At 74.1% G+C, this 19,987-nt stretch carries 20 protein-coding genes; 12 read left to right on the forward strand and 8 right to left on the reverse strand.

Features of this window, described 5'->3' with window-relative positions; genetic code table 11:
- Window positions 1-35: 35 nt before the first annotated feature.
- Entirely contained in the window at window positions 36-1,013 is a 978-nt protein-coding gene (locus O7600_RS21150; RefSeq protein WP_281589896.1) for a Ku protein, read from the reverse strand.
- Window positions 1,014-1,099: 86 nt separating this feature from the next.
- Between O7600_RS21150 and ligD (O7600_RS21155) the strand changes: the two genes are divergently transcribed.
- Window positions 1,100-2,038 carry a non-homologous end-joining DNA ligase gene (ligD, locus tag O7600_RS21155; protein WP_281589898.1) on the forward strand — a complete coding sequence of 313 codons (939 nt, stop codon included), beginning with the start codon at window positions 1,100-1,102 and terminating at the stop codon, window positions 2,036-2,038.
- Window positions 2,028-2,942 (forward strand): non-homologous end-joining DNA ligase, encoded by a 915-nt coding sequence (ligD, locus tag O7600_RS21160; RefSeq protein WP_281589900.1) that lies wholly within the window; start codon window positions 2,028-2,030, stop codon window positions 2,940-2,942. Before ligD (O7600_RS21155) ends, ligD (O7600_RS21160) begins: the two co-directional genes overlap by 11 nt.
- Here ligD (O7600_RS21160) and O7600_RS21165 read toward each other — a convergent pair.
- Window positions 2,869-3,972, reverse strand: a complete 1,104-nt coding sequence (locus O7600_RS21165) for a hypothetical protein (RefSeq protein WP_281589902.1) — start codon at window positions 3,970-3,972, stop codon at window positions 2,869-2,871. The two genes, ligD (O7600_RS21160) and O7600_RS21165, sit on opposite strands and share 74 nt — an antisense overlap.
- Before the next feature lie 104 nt (window positions 3,973-4,076).
- The gene (locus tag O7600_RS21170) at window positions 4,077-4,448 is read right to left on the reverse strand and encodes a DUF4267 domain-containing protein (RefSeq protein WP_281589904.1); all 372 of its coding nucleotides are present in this window, start codon (window positions 4,446-4,448) and stop codon (window positions 4,077-4,079) included.
- An 87-nt stretch (window positions 4,449-4,535) separates the two neighbouring features.
- Here O7600_RS21170 and O7600_RS21175 point away from each other — a divergent pair, with 87 nt between their 5' ends.
- The 5 genes from O7600_RS21175 to O7600_RS21195 all read left to right on the forward strand — a co-directional run bounded on the left by O7600_RS21175 (window position 4,536) and on the right by O7600_RS21195 (window position 9,037).
- A complete protein-coding gene (locus tag O7600_RS21175) occupies window positions 4,536-5,114 on the forward strand; it encodes a TetR/AcrR family transcriptional regulator (RefSeq protein WP_281589906.1) in 579 nt (192 codons plus the stop codon).
- 26 nt (window positions 5,115-5,140) lie between these two features.
- Window positions 5,141-5,827 carry a TIGR03089 family protein gene (locus tag O7600_RS21180; protein WP_281589908.1) on the forward strand — a complete coding sequence of 229 codons (687 nt, stop codon included), beginning with the start codon at window positions 5,141-5,143 and terminating at the stop codon, window positions 5,825-5,827.
- 90 nt (window positions 5,828-5,917) lie between these two features.
- On the forward strand, window positions 5,918-6,817 hold the full coding sequence (locus O7600_RS21185) for an alpha/beta hydrolase (protein ID WP_281589911.1): 900 nt from the start codon (window positions 5,918-5,920) through the stop codon (window positions 6,815-6,817).
- Between the two features lie 243 nt (window positions 6,818-7,060).
- Entirely contained in the window at window positions 7,061-7,927 is an 867-nt protein-coding gene (locus O7600_RS21190; protein ID WP_281589913.1) for a GNAT family N-acetyltransferase, read from the forward strand.
- 156 nt (window positions 7,928-8,083) lie between these two features.
- Window positions 8,084-9,037 (forward strand): zinc metalloprotease, encoded by a 954-nt coding sequence (locus tag O7600_RS21195; protein ID WP_281589915.1) that lies wholly within the window; start codon window positions 8,084-8,086, stop codon window positions 9,035-9,037.
- Window positions 9,038-9,089: 52 nt separating this feature from the next.
- Here the strand turns inward: O7600_RS21195 and O7600_RS21200 are convergent, their stop codons facing one another.
- Window positions 9,090-10,769: a DNA repair helicase XPB gene (locus O7600_RS21200; protein WP_281589917.1), complete on the reverse strand. Its 1,680-nt coding sequence runs from the start codon at window positions 10,767-10,769 to the stop codon at window positions 9,090-9,092.
- Window positions 10,770-10,942: 173 nt separating this feature from the next.
- Here O7600_RS21200 and O7600_RS21205 point away from each other — a divergent pair, with 173 nt between their 5' ends.
- Both O7600_RS21205 and O7600_RS21210 read left to right on the forward strand, forming a co-directional pair.
- Window positions 10,943-11,818 carry a L,D-transpeptidase family protein gene (locus O7600_RS21205; protein ID WP_281589919.1) on the forward strand — a complete coding sequence of 292 codons (876 nt, stop codon included), beginning with the start codon at window positions 10,943-10,945 and terminating at the stop codon, window positions 11,816-11,818.
- 121 nt (window positions 11,819-11,939) lie between these two features.
- Window positions 11,940-12,176: a hypothetical protein gene (locus tag O7600_RS21210; protein WP_281589921.1), complete on the forward strand. Its 237-nt coding sequence runs from the start codon at window positions 11,940-11,942 to the stop codon at window positions 12,174-12,176.
- A 4-nt stretch (window positions 12,177-12,180) separates the two neighbouring features.
- On the opposite strand, the gene O7600_RS21215 is transcribed toward O7600_RS21210, so the two are convergent.
- Window positions 12,181-14,646, reverse strand: a complete 2,466-nt coding sequence (locus O7600_RS21215; protein ID WP_281589923.1) for a helicase-associated domain-containing protein — start codon at window positions 14,644-14,646, stop codon at window positions 12,181-12,183.
- 37 nt (window positions 14,647-14,683) lie between these two features.
- Here O7600_RS21215 and O7600_RS21220 point away from each other — a divergent pair, with 37 nt between their 5' ends.
- Both O7600_RS21220 and O7600_RS21225 read left to right on the forward strand, forming a co-directional pair.
- Window positions 14,684-15,307 (forward strand): haloacid dehalogenase-like hydrolase, encoded by a 624-nt coding sequence (locus O7600_RS21220; RefSeq protein ID WP_281589925.1) that lies wholly within the window; start codon window positions 14,684-14,686, stop codon window positions 15,305-15,307.
- 28 nt (window positions 15,308-15,335) lie between these two features.
- Window positions 15,336-15,722 carry a cold shock domain-containing protein gene (locus O7600_RS21225; protein WP_091583311.1) on the forward strand — a complete coding sequence of 129 codons (387 nt, stop codon included), beginning with the start codon at window positions 15,336-15,338 and terminating at the stop codon, window positions 15,720-15,722.
- Here the strand turns inward: O7600_RS21225 and O7600_RS21230 are convergent.
- Window positions 15,683-16,513, reverse strand: coding sequence for a 1,4-dihydroxy-6-naphthoate synthase (locus O7600_RS21230; RefSeq protein ID WP_091584294.1), 831 nt, complete (start codon window positions 16,511-16,513; stop codon window positions 15,683-15,685). The two genes, O7600_RS21225 and O7600_RS21230, sit on opposite strands and share 40 nt — an antisense overlap.
- 330 nt (window positions 16,514-16,843) lie before the next feature.
- Here O7600_RS21230 and O7600_RS21235 point away from each other — a divergent pair, with 330 nt between their 5' ends.
- A complete protein-coding gene (locus O7600_RS21235) occupies window positions 16,844-17,731 on the forward strand; it encodes a GNAT family N-acetyltransferase (protein WP_281589929.1) in 888 nt (295 codons plus the stop codon).
- Here O7600_RS21235 and O7600_RS21240 read toward each other — a convergent pair.
- Together O7600_RS21240 and O7600_RS21245 are read right to left on the reverse strand one after the other, a co-directional pair.
- Window positions 17,703-18,353: a futalosine hydrolase gene (locus O7600_RS21240; RefSeq protein WP_281589931.1), complete on the reverse strand. Its 651-nt coding sequence runs from the start codon at window positions 18,351-18,353 to the stop codon at window positions 17,703-17,705. The genes O7600_RS21235 and O7600_RS21240 overlap by 29 nt on opposite strands.
- A complete protein-coding gene (locus O7600_RS21245; RefSeq protein ID WP_281589933.1) occupies window positions 18,350-19,981 on the reverse strand; it encodes an MFS transporter in 1,632 nt (543 codons plus the stop codon). Before O7600_RS21245 ends, O7600_RS21240 begins: the two co-directional genes overlap by 4 nt.
- Between the last annotated feature and the right edge of the window lie 6 nt (window positions 19,982-19,987).

The raw sequence follows: 19,987 nt of genomic DNA on the forward strand, positions 1-19,987 counted from the left end.
ACCGGAGACGTTAAGCGGGGGCCCCTCCTTACACCTCAGGCGGTCTTCTTCTTCGCTGCGGTCTTCTTGGCGGGGGTCTTCTTCGCCGCGGTCTTCTTCGCGGCGGTCTTCTTGGCCGGTTCGGCCTTCTTCGCCGTGGTCTTCTTGGCGGGGGCCTTCTTCGCCGCGGTCTTCTTCGCGGAGCGGGCCGACGAGATCGGGGTCGGCTCGGCCCCGCCGCCGGACGGCGCCTCGCCCCGGGCCGCCCGGGCCCGCTCGACCGACGCCTTCAGCGCGGCCATCAGGTCCACCGCGGCGGCCGGCGCGGCCTCTTCCTCCTCCGGCTGTACCACCTCACGGCCCTCGACCTTGGCGTCGATGACCTCCTGCAACGCGGCCCGGTAGTCGTCGGTGAACGCGTCCGGCTTGAACTCGCCGGCCATCGAGTCGATCAGTGAGCTGGCCATCGCCAGCTCCGGCGGGCGGACCTTCAGGTCCTCGTCCAGGAAGCCGAAGTCCGGCCGGCGGATCTCGTCCGGCCAGAGCATGGTGTTGAGCAGCAGCACGCCCTCGCGTACCCGCAGGGTGGCCAGTTGCTCCCGCTGGCGCAGCGCCACCTTGACGATCGCCACCCGCTCCGAGTCGGACAACGCGTCGCGCAGCAGCACGTACGGCTTTGTCGCCGTGCCCTCCGGCTCCAGGAAGTAGGCCTTGTTGTAGAGGATCGGGTCGACCTGCTCGGCCGGCACGAACTCCAGCACGTCGATCGCGTGCGAGGTGCTCAACGGCAGGTCGGCGAAATCCTCGTCGGTGAGGATGACCATCTCGCCGCCGCCGATGTCGTATCCCTTGGCGATGTCGTCGTAGGTGACCTCCTCGCCGCAGACCGAGCAGGTGCGCTTGTAGCGGATCCGGCCGCCGTCCTCCCGGTGCACCTGGTGGAACCGGATGTCCTTCTCCTCGGTGGCCGAGTAGACCTTCACCCCGATCGACACCAGGCCGAACGACACCGCTCCTTTCCAGATCGCCCGCATACCGCGCTCCTCTCCCCGGTTGACCACCAGAATCGCAAACGATCGAACGGGACGCACGCGCTTCCGCGCGCAACTACAGTCAGGAGGTGCCCGGCGCGCCGTTGAAGCCGATGCTCGCGATGACCGGGCAGCTCCCGGCCGGTGCCGCGTGGGCGTACGAGTTCAAGTGGGACGGGGTCCGCGCGCTCGCCGACATCTCCCACGGCGACCGGCACTTCTACGCCCGGTCCGGCGTCGAGATCACCACCGCGTACCCGGAACTGCTCAACCTGGCCGAGCAGGTCGACGACGCGCTGCTCGACGGCGAGGTGGTGCTCTTCACCGAGGGGCAGCCCTCGTTCACCGCGCTGGCCGAGCGGATGCACGTGCGCAACCCGGCCAAGGCGGCGCGGCTCGCGGCGACCGTGCCGGTCACGTACATGATCTTCGACCTGTTGCGGCTCGACGGCGAGGACCTGACCGCCCGGCCCTGGCGGGAGCGGCGGGCGGCGCTGGAGTCGCTCGGGCTCGGCGCGGCCCGGTGGGCGGTGCCGCCGGTCTTCGGCGACGGCCCGGCCACCTACGCGGCGGCCGGCGAGCACGGGCTGGAGGGGGTGATGGCCAAGCGGGTCGAGTCGGTCTACCGACCCGGGGTGCGCTCGCCAGACTGGGTGAAGGTCAAGCTGGAGGTCACCGGCGACTTCGTGGTCGGCGGCTGGCGACCGGGCGCGCGCCGGGTCGGTGGCCTGCTGGTCGGGGTGCCCGGCCCGGACGGGCGGCTGATCTACCGGGGCCGGGTCGGCGGCGGGATCGGCGCGGCGATCGAACGGGAGCTGCTGCGTGAGCTGGAGCCGCTGCGCACCGGCGCGTCGCCGTTCGCCGCCGGCGTGCCGCGCGAGGATGCCCGGGGCGCGATCTGGGTATCACCCCGGGTCGTGGTGGAGGTGAAGTACGGCCAGCGCACCCCGGACGGCCGGCTGCGCTTCCCGCGGATCCTGCGCCTGCGCCCGGACAAGCCGCCCGAGGAGGTCGACGATGCCGGCTGACCGCTTCAAGGTCGAGGTCGAGGGGCGCTCGCTGGAGCTGTCCAACCTGGACAAGGTGCTCTTCCCGCAGGCCGGCTTCACCAAGGGCGAGGTGATCGACTACTACACCCGGATCGCCCCGGTGCTGCTGCCGCACCTGCGCGAGCGCGCGCTCACCCGGATCCGCTTCCCCAACGGGGTGGACGGCGGCTCGTTCTTCGAGAAGAACGCACCCGCCGCGACCCCCGGTTGGGTACGCACCGAGAACCTGCCCGCCCCCGGGTCGAGCAAGGGGCGGGAGACCATCGACTACGTGGTCTGCGACGACCTGCCCACGCTGGTCTGGCTGGCCAACCTGGCCGCGTTGGAGCTGCACACGCCGCAGTGGAAGATCGGCGCCCACCCGGACATGATGGTGGTCGACTTGGACCCGGGCGCCCCGGCGGCACTGAAGCAGTGCTGCCAGGTGGCGCTGCTGATGCGCGACCGGCTGGCGGCCGACGGTGTCGAGGCGTATCCGAAGACGTCGGGCAAGAAGGGCATGCAGCTCTGCTGCCCGATCGCCGGCAGCCAGGACGCCGACATCGTCTCCGACTACGCCAAGCGGATCGCGCAGGAGCTGGAGAAGGCGCACCCGAAGCTGGTGGTGTCGAAGATGGCGAAGAATCTGCGGCCCGGCAAGGTCTTCATCGACTGGAGCCAGAACAACGCGGCGAAGACCACCGTCGCGCCGTACTCGCTGCGCGCCCAACCGGTGCCGGCCGCCTCCACGCCGCTGACCTGGGACGAGGTGGAGGCCGGCGCGGCCGGGAAACGGCCGGCGAGCCGGCCGTACACGGCCACCGACGTGCTCAGGCGGGTGGAGAAGCAGGGTGACCTGCTGGCGCCGCTGCTCGACGGCGGTCCCGAGTTGCCCGCGCGCTGACCCGCCACCAGGCGCCGCCGACCAGCAGCAGCACGATCACGCTGATCGCGACGTCACCGATCAGGGCCGCCGCCGGGCTCGCCGGGGCGTAGGTCGGCGCCGTGTACGCGAGCGCGGCCGCGACGACCAGGCCGGCCGAGCCGGTGGCGAGCACGTGCCGCTGCCCCCAGTCGGGCCGCCGGGACCAGCGCGTCAGCACGACGGCGGCGACGGCGGCGAGCGCGAGGGCGAGCGCGACTCCCGGCCAGCCCGGGGCGACCGTGGATCCCAGGTACGCCACCACCACGACCAGCGCGGGCCAGACCGGCCGGGGCGGGCCGGCTTCGGTGTGCCGTCGGCCGACGGGCGATGGCCCGGCGAGCGTCGGTCCGGCGGACGTCGGCGCGACGGGTGCGGGCCCGGCGTGCCGGTGGCGGAGCAGGGCGGCGGCGACCAGGGCCAGCGCCACGCCGGTGGCGAACGCCAGCTGGACCGGCGAGGCCAGGAAGCCCTTGCGGCCGCCGTCGTCGGCGAAGACCAGCAGGCTGCCGCCGAGCCAGAGCAGCGCGGCCACGACCAGCCCCGGTCGGCCCAGCCAGGGCCGCGACCGGCGGCCCGCACCGAGGTACGACTCGACGAGCGCGATCGGCGCGCAGATGGTCAGCGCCACGTGGTTGCCCACGTAGTCGACCGCCTGCCTCGCGCTGAACCCGAGGCCGGGCACCAAGGTGGCCTCCGCGACGGCCCGGGTGTCGGCGAACTCGGTGTCGTCCAGGAATCCGGGGTTGAACAGCGACTGGTCGACCAGGCCGGCCTGGACCACGCCGAAGGCGGCGGCGAGCAGCGCGATCCCCGGCCAGCCGAGCCCGAGCCGCCGGGCCGTCTCGCGGATCAGCAGCGCGGCGCCGCCGTACATCGGGGCGAGCACGAGCACGACGAACGGCATGCCGGTCAGTGTGAATCCGCCCCAGGAGCACTCGGCGGTCCAGGGCGCGAGCAGCAGGAGCGCGACCGCCGGCACGAGTCGCCGGCGCAGGGTCTCGGTCGTCATGCCCGTACCGTGCCGCGGCCACCCGGCCCGCCGATACGGCCATCGGCCGACCGGGCCCGCGACCAAAGTCGACGGTCGCGGACCCGGTTGGCGGCAGGCCCGGTCTAGAGCGCGAACAGCAGGGCGGCGTTGACGAGGACGACCACCGCGGTGGCGAAGTGGATGCCGAAGGCGACGGCCCGGGTGCCGCCGTTCCGCAGCACCACGACGGTGTCGCCCAACGGGTTGAGCGCGACGACCAGCATGTACCAGGCGACGGCCTCGGCGCTGGTGAACGCGATCAGCGCGAGGCCGAGCAGGCCGTAGCTGAGGTCGCGCAGGCCCTTGACGGTGAGGTAGGCGGTGCTGCCGTCCGGGGCGACCGCGACGCCGTAGCCGGCGGCGGAGGCGCGCGGTGCCAGGAGGAACCGGGCGCCGATGAAGACGCAGAAGAGGCTGAGGACGATGGCGAGCCCGTAGGCGACGGGGGTGAGCATGGTCGACTCCGAATCTAGCGACGCTAGGAATGATGGCGACGCTAGCAGAGCATCGACAGGTTGGCTAGCAGTGCTAGAGTCGGGGTCATGTCGATTCAGGCCCGCCGGGAGCGGGAGCGGGCGGAACGCGAACGGGCGATCATCGCTGCCGCCCGGGACCTGGCCGAGTCGGAGGGCTGGGACGCGGTCACCACCCGCCGCCTCGCCGCCGAGATCGAGTACAGCCAGCCCGTGCTCTACAGCCACTTCACGGGCAAGGACGCGATCATGGCGGCGGTCGCCGTGGAGGGCTGCGGCGACCTGGCCGCCGAGCTGGCCGCCGCCCGGGCCGCCGCGACCGACGCGCGGGAGGCGGTGGCCGGCATCGCCACCGCGTACGCGACCTTCGCCGAACGCCGGCCCGCGCTCTACGACGCGATCTTCACCCTCCCCGTCGCCCTCTCCTTCGCCAGCCAGGACACGCCGGTCGAGCTGGCCCGCGCCTTCGCCGAACTGGCCGAGACGCTGCGGCCGTTCGCCGGTGACGACGACCTGGAGACCTTCACCGAGACGTTCTGGAGCGGGCTGCACGGCCAGGTCACGCTGATGCGCGGCGGCCGGCTGCGGCGGGCGGAACACGAGCGGCGGTTGGCCCTCCTGGTCGAGCGGTTCACCCGGCTAGGGTGAGCTGACCGCCAGGGAGGAGCACCCCGATGGCCACCCACGCACCCGCCGCCGTCGCGACCGACGAGCCGCTGCTCAGCTATGTCGACGACGCCACCGGCGAACGCACCGCGCTGACCGGGCCCCAGTTGGGGGAGTGGGCGGCCCGCAGCGCGGCGCTGCTGCGGGACGGTTGCCGGCTGCGCCCGGGCGACCGGGTGGCGGTGCTGCTGCCGCCGCACTGGCGCACCGCGGCGGTGCTGATCGGCGCCTGGTCGATCGGGCTGACGGTCTCCTTCCGGCCCCGCGCGCTGGCCGGGTTGCCGGTGCTGGAACCGGGGGCGGACCGACCGTACGACGCGGTGTTCGTGACCCCGGAGCGGCTCGACGACTGGCTGGAGGACGTGCCCGAGGGCACGCACCGCTACCTGGTGGGCACCGGGCCGGGCCCGCTCGGCGAGGTGCCGCCGGGCTGGCTGGACTGGTCGGGCGAGGTGCTCCGGCACCCCGCCGATGCGCCGGACCACACCGCCGTCGACCCGGCCGACCCGGCGACGGCGGACGGCACCAGTTTCGGCGCGTGGCGGCGACTCGCCGCCGAGATCGCCGAGCAGATGCACCTGCGCCCGGGGGACCGTTTCCTGGTCGACCCCACCGAGCACGAGCACCCCCTCAAGTGGCTCCTGGCCCCCCTCGCCGCTCGCGCCACGATCGTCATCCACTCCCCGTCGCGCTGATCCCGCACGTGCCGCCCCTCGGCTGGGGATCGACGGCCCCTGCCAGGTGCCCGACCGCATGATCGACGGCGCGGTGGGGAAGCGGGCCGGATGACGGAGGCGTGGGGAGAGGTTCGGCGGGTCGAGGCCGGGGAGCTGAGCGTCGGATGCGTCGACGCGGGACCGACGGACGGGGACGTGGTCGTGCTGCTGCACGGATGGCCCTACGACATCCACAGCTTCGTCGACGTCGTGCCCCGGCTGACCGATGCCGGGCGGCGCGTGATCGTGCCCTACCTCCGCGGGTTCGGGCCGACCCGGATCCGGGACGCCGGCGCGCCGCGCAACGGCCAACCGGCGGCCCTGGCGCAGGACACCCTGGACCTGATGGACGCGCTCGGGGTGCGACGGGCGACGCTCGCCGGGTTCGACTGGGGCGCCCGTACCGCCGACGTGATCGCCGCGCTCCGACCGGAACGCTGCGCCGGGCTGGTCTCGGTGAGCGGCTACCTGATCGCCGGCCAGGAGGCGGGCCGTGTGCCCCTGCCCCCGCCGGCGGAACTGTCCTGGTGGTACCAGTTCTACTTCGCCACCGACCGGGGACGCGACGGGTACGACCGGAACCGGCGGGACTTCGCCCGGCTCATCTGGCGGACCGCGTCGCCGCAGTGGCACGTCGACGACGCCACGTTCGAGCGGAGCGCGGCCGCGCTGGACAACCCCGACCACGTCGACGTGGTGATCCACAACTACCGGTGGCGGCTCGGGCTCGCCGAGGGCGAGGCGCGGTACGACGAGTGGGAACGGCGGCTGGCGGCCAACCCGGACATCACGGTCCCCACCATCACGCTCGAAGGCGACGCCAACGGCGCCCCGCACCTCGACCCGTCCGTCTACGCGGCCCGCTTCACCGGCCCGTACGAGCACCGCACCGTCACCGGGGGCATCGGCCACAACCTCCCCCAGGAGGCCCCCCGGGACTTCGCCCAGGCCATTCTCGACCTCCCCTGACACCCGCCCCCGCCTCGCCCTGCCCCGTCCCGCTCTCGCCCGCCCTCGGGCTCGCTCGGCATTCGCCGATCTTGGACTTGTGGTACCTGCCAAGGTTGCGAAGCCGACATTCCAGGCGCCACAACTCCAAGATCGACGGCGGTGGGGTGGGATGGGGCGGGGGAATGGGGTTGACCTGGGGGAGGGGGTGGGGCCTACTGCCGGAGGGTCGGGCGTGACGGCGGTGGGTGACAGGGGCGGACTGTGGACGGGACGGACGGGCTGGTCTGGCGGAAGTTCGGCGACGGGGACCTGCCCGCGCTGACCGGCCTGGTGCAGGCGTGCCTCGCCACCGACGGCGGGTTGCCGCTGTTCGCGCGTACCCCGTTGCTGCGAGCGCGGCTGCTTCAGACGCGTACCCTCGGCGCCTGGTCCGGTGGCGGCCCGGTCGCGGCCGTCGGGGTCGGCACCGGGCGGGCACCGGCCACCGCCACCGGCCTCGTGCACCCGCGGTGGCGCGGACGTGGCCTCGGGAGCGCGCTGCTGGACTGGGCCGAGCGCCGGGCCGGCGACGCGGGCCTGCTGCACACCACCGAGACGCTGACCGCCGGCGCGGAGGAACTGTTCGACGCGCGCGGCTACACGCGGACGTTCCTGGAGTGGGTGCTGCGCCACGACCTCGACGCGTTGCCCGACGTCCCGGCGCCGGACGGCGTGACGGTGGAGCCGGCCACGCTCGGGCCGGAGCTGTTCGCCACCTACCGTGCCTCGTTCGCCGACCGGCCCGGCTTCGTCGAGCCGGACGCCGAGGAGTGGTTGGGCGACCTGCGGGACGACGAGGACCACCGGCCGGAGCTGACGCTGATCGCACGCGGGCCGGACGGCCTCGCGGCCGGTTTCGTCACCGTGCTCGACACCTGGATCGACCAGGTGGGCGTGGTGCCCGGGTGGCGCGGCCGGCGGATCGGGGCATATCTGGTGGCGCGCGTGCTGCGCGGGCTCGCCGGGGCGGGCGCGGACGCCGCGTGGCTCTGCGTCAACGACGACAACCCGGCGGCCGGGCTGTACCGGCGACTCGGCTTCACCGACGCCGGCCGCCGCGCCCGCCACCTGCGCTGTCGGTCCCGGTGAGATCCCGCGATCGAGCGGCAGCGGCCTCGTCCCGCCTGCCGAGGACTGTTGTGAACACCGGTGACGTGGTCTTATGTCGGGACGACGACGTCATCGACCCGCAGCGTTGACAACCCCGCGTCGCTTCTCCTTTCATGCCTTCCGAAAGGTGCAACGATGCACAGGAAACCGACGATCCACCTGGCGGTGCTCGCCGCTGCCGCCGCCACGTTCCTGACCTCCGGGGGAGCGTCCGCCACGGCCGCACCTGTGAGCCCCTCCGCCGAGGTCGCCGCCTGCGAGCCGGGCGCCGACGCGCACAGCGCCGCCCGGGTACGCGAGGGCGCCACCGCTCAGGAGCCGGAGCTCTACTCGAAGAACGAGGCGAACGCGTACGGCGTGATCAAGGACGCCCCGCGCCTGGCCAACGGCAGCGTCACCGTGCCGACCGTGTTCCACATGATCTCCGACCACGAGCTGAGCGCGGCCGAGAAGGCCCGGTGGAACACGCTCATCGCCGCGCAGATGACCGTGCTCAACGACTCGTACGCGGGTCGCACCGCGGCCGATGCCTCCGACACGCCGTTCCGGTTCTCGCTCGTCGACACCACCTGGACCGTCAACAGCGCCTGGTACACGGTGGTGCCCGGGAAGAACGAGCGCGACATGAAGAAGGCGCTCTACACCGGCGACTCCCGCACGCTCAACGTCTACGCCGCGAACATCGGCGGCGGGCTGCTCGGCTGGGCCTACTTCCCGAAGGGCTACAACAACGGCCGCGACTACATCGACGGCGTGGTGATGCTCGACGAGTCGATGCCGGGCGGCACGGCCGGCAAGTACGCGCTCGGCGACACGCTCACCCACGAGGTGGGGCACTGGCTGATGCTGGAGCACACGTTCGCGCACGGCTGCTCCGCCTCCGGCGACTTCGTCGCCGACACGCCGCGTGAGGCGGCGCCGCAGTTCAACTGCCCGGTCGGCGCGGACACCTGCACCGCGCCGGGGCTCGACCCGATCCACAACTTCATGGACTACACGCAGGACTCCTGCATGGACATGTTCACCCCGGGCCAGGCCGACCGGATGAGCGACGCCTGGGTCGCGTTCCGCGCCAGCGGCCAGGGCTGACCACGGCGCCGGGCGGGCCGCACGACAGCGGCCCGCCCGACCGCCGCGTCGGTCAGTCGACCGTCGGCAGCTTCGGCCCGAGCACGTCGTCGGCGTCCACGATGGTGTACGCGTACCCCTGCTCGGCCAGGAAGCGCTGCCGGTGCGCGGCGTACTCGGTGTCGATGGTGTCCCGGGAAACCACGGTGTAGAAGTGCGCCTGCCGGCCGTCGGCCTTCGGCCGCAGCACCCGGCCCAACCGCTGGGCCTCCTCCTGCCGCGAGCCGAACGTGCCGGAGACCTGGATCGCCACCGCCGCCTCCGGCAGGTCGATCGAGAAGTTGCCCACCTTCGAGATCACCAGCGTGCGGATCTCACCGGAGCGGAACGCGTCGAACAGCCGCTCGCGCTCCTTGTTCGTGGTCGAGCCCTGCACGATCGGCGCGTCCAGGTACTCCCCGAGCTGGTGCAACTGGTCGAGGAACCCACCGATGACGAGGACCTGCTCGTCCGGGTGCCGCTCCACCAGCGCCCGGACCACCGGGAGCTTCGTGCGGGCGGTCGCCGCCATCCGGTAGCGCTCCTCCGCCTCCGCCGTCGCGTACGCCATCCGCTCCGCGTCGGTCAGCGTCACCCGTACCTCGGTGCACTCCGCCGGGGCGATCCAGCCCTGCTGCTCGATGTCCTTCCACGGCGCGTCGTACCGCTTCGGGCCGATCAGGCTGAACACGTCACCCTCCCGGCCGTCCTCGCGTACCAGCGTCGCGGTGAGGCCGAGCCGGCGGCGGGCCTGGAGGTCCGCCGTGAAGCGGAAGATCGGCGCGGGCAGCAGGTGCACCTCGTCGTAGACGACCAGGCCCCAGTCGCGGGCCCCGAACAGGTCCAGGTGGGTGAACGCGCCGCCGCGCCGCGAGGTGAGCACCTGGTACGTGGCGATGGTGACCGGGCGGATCTCCTTGCGCTCGCCCGAGTACTCGCCGATCTCCTCCTCGGTCAACGACGTGCGGGCGATCAGCTCCCGCTTCCACTGCCGTCCCGCCACCGTGTTCGTCACCAGGATCAGGGTGGTCGCCTTCGCCTCGGCCATCGCCGCCGCGCCGACGAGCGTCTTGCCGGCGCCGCAGGGCAGCACCACCACGCCGGACCCGCCAGCCCAGAACGCCTCCACCGCCTCCCGCTGGTACGACCGCAGCGTCCACGGCCTGCCGCCGTCCTTGCCGGACTCGGCCAGGTCGATCGGGTGCGCCTCACCGTCCACGTAGCCGGCCAGGTCCTCCGCCGGCCAGCCGAGCTTGAGCAGCGCCTGCTTCAGCCGGCCCCGCTCGGACGGGTGCACCGCGATCGTGTCGTCGTCGAGCTTCGCGCCGAGCATGCCGGCGAGCTTCTTGCTCTTCGCCACCTCGATCAGCACCACCCGGTCCAGCGCGCGCAGCACCAGCCCGTGCACCGGATCGTTGGCGAGCTGGAGCCGGCCGTACCGGTCCATCGTCTCGGCCACGTCCACCAACAGCCCGTGCGGCACCGGGTAGCGGGAGTACTTGATCAGGGAGTCGACCACGCCCTCGGCGTCGTGGCCGGCGGCCCGCGCGTTCCACAGGCCCAACGGGGTGAGCCGGTAGGTGTGCACGTGCTCCGGGGAGCGCTCCAGCTCGGCGAAGGGCGCGATGGCCATCCGGCAGGCCTGCGCGTCCGGGTGGTCGATCTCCAGCAGCAGCGTCTTGTCCGACTGCACGATCAGTGGTCCACCGCTCACGCCAGCGTCCTCTCGCATCGCCCGGAATCTCTGCCCGCACCACAGCTGACCTGCCGAAGGCGGACCATCCAGTGTTACACGCCGGGGACGGTCCGAAAAAAGTCTTGCTGGACAGGCAACGTCATACTCGTCCCACACGTCTAGCAAGCGGGACAACTGTCCAGGGAGGGCCCATGCAGCGTGTCCGGTTTCTCGCCCGGGTCGCCGGCCTGGCGGTGGTCGTGCTGGTCGGCGTCGGCGCGTGCGCGCTCGATCCGCAGCCGGAAGGCGCCGGGGTCATCACCCCCGCGCCGGTCGGGCTGACGGAGGGAGCATCGGGGGCGAGCGCGCCGCCCACGTCCGAACGGCCGGCGACGTCCCCGTCGGCGCAGCCGAGCCGGACGGCCACGCCGAAACCCTCCCGGTCGCCGTCGGCGACCACCTCCCCGAAGCCCACGCCGAAGCCGAGCCGGTCCACCGGATGCCCGCAGGGGGAGCACCAGCGGGCCGTGGAGAGCTACCTGAGCCGGCTGGGCGGTTTCGGGACGCTGACCGTGGACGGCGCGCAGTCCGCCGCCGACTGCGCGGCGATCAAGAAGTTCCAGACCCGGTACGGCATCAGCCCGGCCTCCGGCCGCGCGGGCCCCACCACGTACGACGTGGCGAAGCGGCTGGCGACCACCGACGTGTCGCGCTGCCGCGCCGGTTCCCGGCTCACCTTCTGCGTCGACCTGACCCGGCAGACCGTGTGGGCGATGCGCGGCGGCACGGTGGTGATGGGCCCGACCGTCACCCGCACCGGCATGTCCGGATACGCCACGCCGGCCGGCACCTACTCGGTGGGGCGGAAGAACCCGCGCGAGTGGTCCAACCCGTACGAGGTGTGGCTGCCCTACTGGCAGCAGTTCAACGGCGGGATCGGCTTCCACGAGACCACCACCTACCTGCACAACGGGGCGATCGGCTCGCACGGCTGCGTCAACCTGCTGCACCGCGACGCGGTACGCCTCTGGGAGCTGGGCTCGGTCGGCACCCGCGTGGTGGTGGTCGGCCGCCGCCCCGGCACCTGAAGCCCTGCCCCGCCCGCACCCGTGACCGGACCGCCCGGATCAGGGTTTTAACCCCTGTCCGTGCGATCCGCTCGGTGTCACGCTGGAAGCCGGGTCCACCACGGGGCGGGGAGGGGCTGACATGACCGTCGACCAGGACGTGCTTCCCGAGGACGAGAGGACGCGGCAGCACGATGTCTCCACGGCGGTGCTGGTCGGCTACGCGGCCGCCGCCGCCGGCGTGCTCGGCTGGTTCCTGTTCGGGCTGCTGGTGCAGCGGCAGGGCTTCGTCGACTCGGTCGGGGAGTCCGCCGGCGCGGCCTTCGCGCTGCTGCTGGCCGTCTCGGTGATCGGCACGTTGCGCCGCAACGGGGAGTGACGCCTCACTCCTCCAGCACGGCGGCCGTGATCCGGTGCAGCGCGAAGGTGTGCAGCATCTCGGTGCGGTCGTCCTCGGCGCGCAGGTAGCCGGCGCCGATCGAGACCGGCCGGACCAGCCGGGACGCGGTCGCCCCGTGCGCGTCGACGTAGCCCACCCAGACCAGCGCCCGGTCCCGTACCGCCTGCTGGAGCACCGCCAACGCGTCGCCGTGCCCGGGCACCGGCGTCGGACCGCCGGGCGGCGTGCCACCGCGCACCACGGCCGGCGCCCGCCGCGCCGCCCGGGCCGCCGCGTCACCCCGGCGGATCTGCTCGACCACGCCGAGCAGGCGGGGCATGGGCAGCTTCGGGGTGGCCAGCGGGTCCACCGGGCGTCCGGAGACCGGCGTCCGGGCCGGCGCCCGCCGGGTCTTCGGCCGGGCCAGCACCGTCGCGCCGCTGGCGTCCTCGGGCACCGGCGCGTAGCCGGCGTCGCGCAGCGCGAGCAGCATCCGGTTGACCTGGTACGGGGTGACCAGCACCGTGGGCGCCAGCCGGCGGAACGCCAGCGACTCCAGCCGACGGTCCGACTGGACCTCGGTGAGCAGCGCCTCGTCGTCGCTGCGCACGTAGCCACCGGCCGAGCCGACGCGCAGCCCGCCGTGCTTGCGCGCCACGTCGTCCACCAGGTAGGTGAGGCCCTGCGGCACCGGGGTACGGGACCGGCGGCGGAACAGTGCGTGCAGGTCGTCGGCGGTGTAGCCGGCGTCCAGTGCCCGCCGGACGCTGGCCGTGGTGACCCGGTGCACGCTCGCCCCGCCCGCCGACTCGTGCTCGGCCACCACGTCCAGCTCGGCGGCGAGCGCCGGGTCGGGCGGGCCGGGCACCACGACGGTCAGGTCGGCCTGCACCAGGACGTGGTCGACCGGGGCGGGCAGCAGCCCGTCCAGCGCGCGCACCGCCGTCGACGGGTCACCCGACTCCGCGTCGCAGCGCAGCCCGAGCGGGTCGTCGCCCCGCTCGTCGGCGTCGTTCAGCTCGGCCAGCAGCAGCCGCCCGTACGAGGTGAGCGCGCCGAGCCCGGTCACGCCGAGCCGGGCGGCCTCGGCCAGCACCTCGCGGTGCGCCGCCTCGCGGCCCCGGGCCCGCCGGGGCGCCCGCCAGTCGAGCAGCTCCAGCACCTCGTCGGGGGTCGGCGCGGTGCCCTGCGGCAGGTCGGCGAGCACGGCGAGCACCGCGCGCCGGGCGGCCGGCGCCCCGGCCCGTTCCGCCTCGGCCGAGAGCACCGAGATCGGGCGGTCCCGGTCGTCCCGCTGCCCGACCAGGCCCACCTGGCGGGTCATCGCCAGCCAGGCGCGGGCGAGCTGCTCCCAGCGTTGGGCGAGCGACGCGGCACGCCACACCTCGTACCCGCCGGTGGGCAGGATCTGCTGGTCACCGCCGTACCGGGTGCTGGCCCCGCCGGTCAGTTCCAGCTCGCCGACGAGCCCCGCCGCGTACGCCACCTCGAACAGCATGGCGGTGGTCGGCTCGTCCTGGCCGAGGCCGCGGGCGAGTCGGCGCAGGTCGCGCACGCCCACCCCGCCGGAGCGCAGCACCGGCGCCGGCTCGACGACCAGCGCTTCCAGCAGTGCCTCGGTGTGCCGGACCACCTCCATGGTCTGCCCCGCGCCGGCCGAGTCGACGGCCTTGACCTCCCGGGGCGGGCCGGAGACCAGCGGCGGGCTGGTGCGCAGCGGGCCGAGCGGGCCGGCGTCTCGACGCAGCACCAGCCCCACCTCGCGGGGCAGCTCGACGGTGCCGCCCTTGCCGCCGGACATCCGCACCAGCAGCCGGTGCTCGACCAGCCAGCGGATCGGCGAGCCGGTGGGCGCGCCGCCGTTGACCAGGTCCGGCGGGAGCACGTCCTCGACGCCGGTGGCGGGCGCGTCCAGCGCACCCGGCGCCACCGTGCCGACCGGTGGACCGGCGGCGAGCCGGTCCAGCACCGCGCGGGCCGAGGGCGGCGCGGCGAGCAGCGTCCGCCGGAGCTTCGCCGGGTCCGCGCAGAGGGCCGCCGCGCGCGCGTCCAGCTCCGCCGCCGGCCGGCCCAGCCCCGCCGGGTACGGGGACACCTCGTCGACGCCGCCCACCACGCACAGGTCGTGCTCGGGGCCGTAGAGCAGGAACCGGGCCCGGAGCCGGTCCACCGCGGCGCGGACCGCGGTCGGGGCGGGCGGGTGCGGCCCGGCGGTGGCCATGGCCAGGATCTGGTCGGTGGAGGTGGCGCCCTCGGGGCCCCGGGTCAGCCGGGCGGCGTCGAGGATCTGCAGGGTGAACTGGTCCAGCCCGTCGAGCGCCCGGGCCACGGAGACCCGGGACTGGGCGCGCAGGGCGAGGGCGGACACGTCGGCCGGCACCGGCACGACGAGGTCCGGCCGCAGCTGGAGCAGCGCGGCCAGGGACTCGTCGGGAAGGGCCCGCAGGTGGTCGGCGAGTGAGGTGGTCATCGTCGTACCACGCTAGCCCGCTGGGTAGGTTCTCGGCATGTCTCCGCTGATGGTCGGCTTCGACCTCGACATGACCCTGGTCGACTCCCGCCCCGGCATCGCCGCGGCCTTCCGGGCGCTGACCGCGCGCACCGGCGTGCCGGTCGACGAGGAGCTGGCCGTCTCCCGGCTGGGTCCGCCGCTGCGCACCGAGCTGGCGTACTGGTTCCCACCGGAGCGGGTCGAGGAGGCGGTGACGCTCTACCGGGAGCTCTACCCCGCGTACGCGATCACCCCGACGGTGCCGATGCCGGGCGCGGCGGCGGCCCTGCGGGCGGTGCACGCGCGCGGTGGTCGGACGATGGTGGTGACGGCCAAGATGGGCCGGTTGGCGCAGCTGCACCTGGACCACCTCGGCCTGCCGGTCGACGAGCTGGCCGGTGACCTGTTCGCCGAGCAGAAGGCGACCGCGTTGCGCGAGCACGGGGCGACGCTCTACGTGGGTGACCACGTGGCCGACATGGCCGCGGCGCGGGCGGCCGGGATTCCCGGCGTGGCGGTGGCGACCGGCCACTGCACGCCGGACGAGCTGAGCGCCGCCGGCGCGGAGGTGGTGCTGGATGATCTCGCCGAATTCCCGGCGGCGGTCGACCGGATCATCGGGCTAGCCTTGGAGGGGTAGACGGTTCGAGTGGAGCGGGGTTCGACAGGTGCCGACGGGTCGAGTGAAGTGGTACGACGCGGCCAAGGGATACGGGTTCGTCACCAGCGACGAGGGTGGCGACGTGTTCCTGCCGAAGGGCGCGCTACCGGCGGGTGTCGCCGACCTGAAGGGTGGTCAGCGGGTCGATTTCAGTGTGGTGGACAGCCGGCGGGGCGCCCAGGCGATGGGGGTCAAGCTGCTGGAGGCGCCGCCGTCCGTGGCGGAGCTGCGCCGGCGACCGGCCGAGGAGCTGCACGGCCTGGTCGAAGACATGATCAAGGTGCTGGAGGCGAAGGTCCAGCCGGACCTGCGCCGGGGCCGCTTCCCGGATCGCCGGACCGCGCAGAAGATCGCTCAGCTGGTCCACGCGGTGGCGCGCGAGCTGGAGGTCTGAGGGACGAGCCCGGCGTCGGCAGCCCGGCCCAGCAGCGCCTCCACGGCGGCGAAGCCGGCCTCACCCAGGTCGGCGGTGAACTCGTTGACGTAGAGGCCGATGTGCCGGTCCACCACGTCGGGCTCCATCTCCTGCGCGTGCGCGAGGACGTACTCGCGGCTGGCCTCGGGGTCGGCCCAGGCCTGCCGCACCGACTCGCGGATCCAGGCGGCGGCCTCGACCGGGTCCACCGCGCCGCGGCGGGCCAGGATCGCGCCGAGCGGGATCGGCAGGCCGGTGTCGCCCTCCCACCACTCACCCAGGTCGACCAGGGCGGTCAGCCCGTGGCGCGGGTAGGTGAAGCGCGCCTCGTGGATCACCAGTCCGGCGTCGTACCGGCCGGCGGCCACGCCCGGCATGATCTCGTGGAACGGCACGACCTCGATCCGCGCCGGCGCCTGGTCCGCCGCCCAGAGCCGGAACAGCAGATACGCCGTGGTCCGCTCACCGGGCACCGCGACGGTCGCGCCGGACAGGTCGGCCCGGTCGCCCCGGGTCAGCACCAGCGGCCCGCAGCCCCGGCCCAGCGCGCCTCCGCAGGGCAGCAGGTGGTAGTCGTCGAGCAGCCACGGCAGCGCCGCGTAGCTGACCTTCACCAGGTCGAACGCTCCCCGCTCGGCGGCCGTGTTGGTGACGTCCACGTCCGCGTAGGTCACCTCGACCGGCGGTGCGCCCGGCACCCGGCCGTGGACCAGCGCGTCGAAGACGAACGTGTCGTTGGGGCAGGGGGAGATCGCCAGGGAGAGCGCCACGCCCCCACCGTAACCCCGGCCGCGTCGTCGGCTGCCACCCCGGCTGTCCGGGTGTGACCGGCGGAGCTGCGGACCGTTGGTTCCGGGGCCGGCGGTCGCCCGTCCGGCGGCCCGGCGGGATCCTGGTCGTGCGCCTAGAAACTTGATGACGTGGGCGAGTCAGCCGCTGCCCTGCGCCCCGCCCCGCTTGGCCCGAGTCATCCCCGTCATCAAGTTCCTAGTCAGCCCGAAGGACACCCTCATCCCCAGGAGCACCGCTTTTCCACATGGTTATCCACAGGTGGACGTGTGGGGTGGATGGCTGCGGTGCCCACCGTCGACCATGTCGTCGTGAGTGACCCTGGGCAGGCCATCGATCTGGGGGCGACGCTGCGGGCGTTGCGCCGGGCGGCCGACCTCAGCCAGCGCGAGCTGGCGGCGAGGTCCGGGGTACCGCAGGCGACCCTTGCGCGCATCGAGTCCGGGCGGTCGACCGGGCCGAACTTTCGCACGGTCGAGCGGCTGGTGGCCGCGGCCGCCGGTCGGATCACCATCGCGGGGCGACCGGCCGGTCCGGGCGACGCGACGGGTGCCGCGACGGGCGCCGCGACGGCGGCCGGGGTGCTGACCGCGGTGCCGCAGCAGGGGCTGCGCGACGCTGCCGGTCGGCACTGCCCCGCGCACCTGGACGCCCGGGAGGTGCGCGAGCCCAAGGACTGGCCCGGTGCCTGGTGGGCGCACTGGTCGAGCCTGGCGAGCGGCTACCGGACGCCGCTGCCCGCCGTCACCTACCGGCTCGACCGCGATCGGCGGGACCGCGACCGGCACCGGGAGTGGGTGCGTCGGGAGCACCGGGTCCGTCGGCACCTGCACCCGGTGCTCCCGACGACCTCCTGGCGGTTCGTCGCCGAGTTGCCCGACGGCACGCTTGTCGGCGAGTTGCACGCGCATGAGCCCGGCGACGGGTCGTTCGAGACGGGTCCGTCGCCGGAGGCGTGTCAGATCGTGGTGGACGGGCTGCGGGTCGCGCCGGCGTACCGGCTGCTCGGGATCGGTCGGGCGTTGGTCGCCGCGCTGACCGCCGAGATGGCCCGGCACGACGTGCGGCCGGCCCGTGTCGTCGCGGAGGGGGAGGGCGCGCGTTTTCTGTGGCTCTGCGGGTTCGAGGTCGAGTCGTGGTCGGCGGCGGTGATGAGATTCGAGCGGCCGGTCAGCGGAGCGCGGCCGCGGCGGTGGTGAGCGCGGTGAACGCCTCGCGCATGCGCCATGAGCTGCGGTCCCGGGGGCCGACCGGGTTCGAGATCGTCCGCAGCTCGGCGAAGGGGACGCCGGCCTGGGCGGCGGCGACGGCGACGCCGTACCCCTCCATGGCCTCGGCCACGGCGTCGGGGTGCCGGTCGGCGAGGGCCGCGGTGCTCTCGGCGGTGCCGGTCACCGTGCTGACCGTGAGCACCGTGCCGACGGTGGCCGCCGGCAGGGCGGCGCGCAGCGCGCCCAGCAGGCCCGGGTCGGCGGGCACGACGCGTCCGCCGCCCAGCAGCTCCGGGGGCATGCCCAGGTCCTCGACCGGGATGAACCCGGCCGGCGACTCAGCACCCAGGTCGGCGGCGACGCTGTGGTCGGCCAGCACGGTGCCGCCGACGGCGACCCGGCCGACGAAGCCGCCGGCGATGCCGGCGCTGACCACCGCCCGGTACGGCTGCCCGGCCGCCTCGGCCAGCGCCAGCACCCGTGCGGTGGCGGCGCCGGCGACCGCCGGGCCGACCCCGACCGGCAGCACCGTCACGCCCGCACCCGTGAGGCCGGCGCGGACCGCCTCGGCCTCGGCGGGCACCGCCGTGACCACCAGCAACCCGGTCACGCCACCGGCCCCCGAGGGTCGCGCCGGTTCTCGTCCTCCGCCGTGCCCGGCCCGCCGACCGACGAGGAGGGGCGGTAGATGTGGAATCCGGGCGGCGCGAGCTCGTCGTCGTCCGGTCGCGGTTCGACGCGCTGCGGCGCCGGCGAGGTCGGGGCCGGATCGTCGAACGAGGTCGGGGCCGCGTCGTCGGGGCGGCTGACCGGCTCGGCGCCCGGCCCGTCGGCGCCCAGTTCGTCGTCGCCCAGCGGTCGGCCGGCCAGGTGCTCACCGCGCAGCCGGCCGGCGACCAGCACCCCGCGCAGGGCCACCAGCGAGGCCACGGCGGCGGCCACCGCCACGCCGATCAGGCCGGTGAACGGCACCAGCCCGAGCCCGCCGCCGGCCACGAAGGCCAGCATCAGCGCGGTCTCCGAATGCGCGAAGGAACTGGCCCGCAGCCGCTCCGGGATGCGTTCCTGGATCGAGGCGTCCACCGCCAGCTTGGCGATCCCGCTCATCAGCGCGGCCACCAGACAGAGCAGCGCCACCATCGGCAGCGAGAACTTGAGCGTGGCGAGCACCGCCACGCCGGCGACGACGACCGTGCCGCTGGACTGGATCGCGGTCGGGCGGTGGATGCGCAGCCGGGTGCCGAGTGCGGTGGCCAGGAAGGTGCCCACCGCGAGCGCGCCGCCGACCAGGCCCAGCGCGGCCTGCGCACCCAGCTCCCGACCGAAGAAGTCGGTGGTCAGGTCGCCGCCCTTGATGGCGAACGCGAGGAAGAGCAGCAGGAAGCCGTAGAGCCCGCGCAACGCCGCCGCGCCGATCAGCGTGGCGATCACCAGCCGGCCGGCCGGGCGCCCCCGGCCCAGCGGGCGCTCGCCGTCGCGGCGGCGCATCGCCCGCAGCGGGTGCGGCAGCCGCTCCGGCGGCTCCGAGTCGGCCTTCGGTGGCAGCCGGAGCGAGATCACCATGCCGATCAGGAAGATCACCGAGGCGACCCGCAGCGGCCACTGCGGCCCGAACCAGAACGCGGCCAGACCGATCGGGGCCACCAGCGCGCCGGCCACCGTGCCGTAGACGCTGGCCCGCGCCCCGACCTGGGACAACCCCAGCCCGTCGGGAAGCAGTCGGGGCACCGCGGCTGACCGGGCCACCCCGTAGGCGCGGGAGAGCGCGAGCACCCCGAACGCCGCCGGGTAGAGCCCGAAACCGCCGATGTAGTCGGAGATCAACCAGGCCAGGAAGGCCCGGCCGAGCATGGTCGCGGCCAGGGCGTAGCGGCGGCCGTGGCGGAAGTGGTCGAGCAGCGGGCCGACCACCGGGGCGAGCATGGCGAACGGGACCATGGTCACCAACAGGTAGAGCGCGACCTTGTTGCGCGCCTCACCCAGCGGCACGTCGAAGAAGATCGTCCCGGCCAGGCCGATGGCGATCAGCGTGTCGCCGGCGCAGGACAGCGCGTGCAGGTCGAAGAGGCGGACCATGCCCACCTCGTTGCCGGCACTGCGGGCCCGGGCGGTGCCGGCCCGGCGGGTCATCCAGCGCCCACCGTGCACCGAGCCCCGCAGCAGCAGCCGGGTGGCGCGGATGCCGGTGCCGACGGTCCGCCCGAGAAAGGAGCGGCCGGAGCGGGAGGACAGCGCCATGTGTCC

This window comes from Micromonospora sp. WMMA1998 (genome assembly GCF_027497375.1).
Taxonomy (GTDB): domain Bacteria; phylum Actinomycetota; class Actinomycetes; order Mycobacteriales; family Micromonosporaceae; genus Micromonospora; species Micromonospora sediminicola.

Bases quoted from the DNA above. Each gene is read 5' to 3' on its own strand.
- O7600_RS21150 (WP_281589896.1), bottom strand. From the start codon at position 1,013: ATGCGGGCGATCTGGAAAGGAGCGGTGTCGTTCGGCCTGGTGTCGATC.
- ligD (WP_281589900.1), top strand. From the start codon at position 2,028: ATGCCGGCTGACCGCTTCAAGGTCGAGGTCGAGGGGCGCTCGCTGGAG.
- O7600_RS21165 (WP_281589902.1), bottom strand. From the start codon at position 3,972: ATGACGACCGAGACCCTGCGCCGGCGACTCGTGCCGGCGGTCGCGCTC.
- O7600_RS21170 (WP_281589904.1), bottom strand. From the start codon at position 4,448: ATGCTCACCCCCGTCGCCTACGGGCTCGCCATCGTCCTCAGCCTCTTC.
- O7600_RS21175 (WP_281589906.1), top strand. From the start codon at position 4,536: ATGTCGATTCAGGCCCGCCGGGAGCGGGAGCGGGCGGAACGCGAACGG.
- O7600_RS21180 (WP_281589908.1), top strand. From the start codon at position 5,141: ATGGCCACCCACGCACCCGCCGCCGTCGCGACCGACGAGCCGCTGCTC.
- O7600_RS21185 (WP_281589911.1), top strand. From the start codon at position 5,918: ATGACGGAGGCGTGGGGAGAGGTTCGGCGGGTCGAGGCCGGGGAGCTG.
- O7600_RS21195 (WP_281589915.1), top strand. From the start codon at position 8,084: ATGCACAGGAAACCGACGATCCACCTGGCGGTGCTCGCCGCTGCCGCC.
- O7600_RS21205 (WP_281589919.1), top strand. From the start codon at position 10,943: ATGCAGCGTGTCCGGTTTCTCGCCCGGGTCGCCGGCCTGGCGGTGGTC.
- O7600_RS21210 (WP_281589921.1), top strand. From the start codon at position 11,940: ATGACCGTCGACCAGGACGTGCTTCCCGAGGACGAGAGGACGCGGCAG.
- O7600_RS21215 (WP_281589923.1), bottom strand. From the start codon at position 14,646: ATGACCACCTCACTCGCCGACCACCTGCGGGCCCTTCCCGACGAGTCC.
- O7600_RS21220 (WP_281589925.1), top strand. From the start codon at position 14,684: ATGTCTCCGCTGATGGTCGGCTTCGACCTCGACATGACCCTGGTCGAC.
- O7600_RS21245 (WP_281589933.1), bottom strand. From the start codon at position 19,981: ATGGCGCTGTCCTCCCGCTCCGGCCGCTCCTTTCTCGGGCGGACCGTC.